This window comes from Pseudomonas sp. 10B238 (genome assembly GCF_000970615.1).
Taxonomy (GTDB): Bacteria; Pseudomonadota; Gammaproteobacteria; order Pseudomonadales; family Pseudomonadaceae; genus Stutzerimonas.
Map to the genome: position 1 here is coordinate 1 of NZ_KQ033978.1, position 802 is coordinate 802.

Genomic DNA, 802 nt, shown 5'->3' on the forward strand with positions numbered 1-802 from the left:
CGTAAGAGGATCGGGGGTTTGTCTTTGGGGGACGAAAAGACTGAACCCTCGCACTGCCGTTTATCCCACATGATCCTTTAGCTCGCTCCTGCGTTCAGAACTTGCTTCAGAACTGGCGAGCCATCGTGCGTCCTCACATCAAATGATGCGACTTCGACAGCTCCGGTGAGGCACTCTGCCCGGAGGCATCACAGTCTCGAAGGCTCACGCCGCGTGGCAGGCACAATTGTCATGATGCTGGGAGCTGTTTGGATCGGTATGGGGCTAGCCGGTGGTTCTAAATCTGAGCGCTCACGCTGTGGCGAGCTGGATAGCAGTTGCGAATGCTCATGCTGAGACGTAGCTGGAAAGCACACGTAGGGTAGACGCGATCCGAGACATCGGGTGGCTGACGGTATCGCCTATCGGTCAGTGCCTAGCAGTAGCAGTTGTACTCACCGACGCGGCGAGCCGCTCAGTTCAGCTCAGCTTGTAAGCGCGGTCGCACTAAGGCGGTACAGCGGGGGAGTTTGAGGCTGAACTAACCAGCTCGCATCAGTGGCAAGCTGGTTAGTTCTCGATCTTGTGATCAGCTGACTGGCTCGACCTCTTTAGCAGGCCTTTGAACAGCTGAGACGTCAAATGGCTCTGCTTGCTCACGAAGCTTTATGAACTTCCAGTCCGCCTCGTCGATGTAGATCCCGCTCGGGCCGCTGCCGCCTTCCAGGTCGATAGCTACGTGTGCTGAGACCTGTGGTTTAACCGAGGCGAGGATCGGCACGAAGCCAAGCTGCAAGCTGGTTTCGATCAGCGCCTGCTGGTT

At 57.0% G+C, this 802-nt stretch carries 1 protein-coding gene; it reads right to left on the reverse strand.

The window, feature by feature from the left end:
* Positions 1-568: 568 nt before the first annotated feature.
* Positions 569-802 (reverse strand): hypothetical protein (locus RT21_RS22865; protein WP_046164467.1); only part of this gene is annotated, 234 nt, incomplete at its 5' end.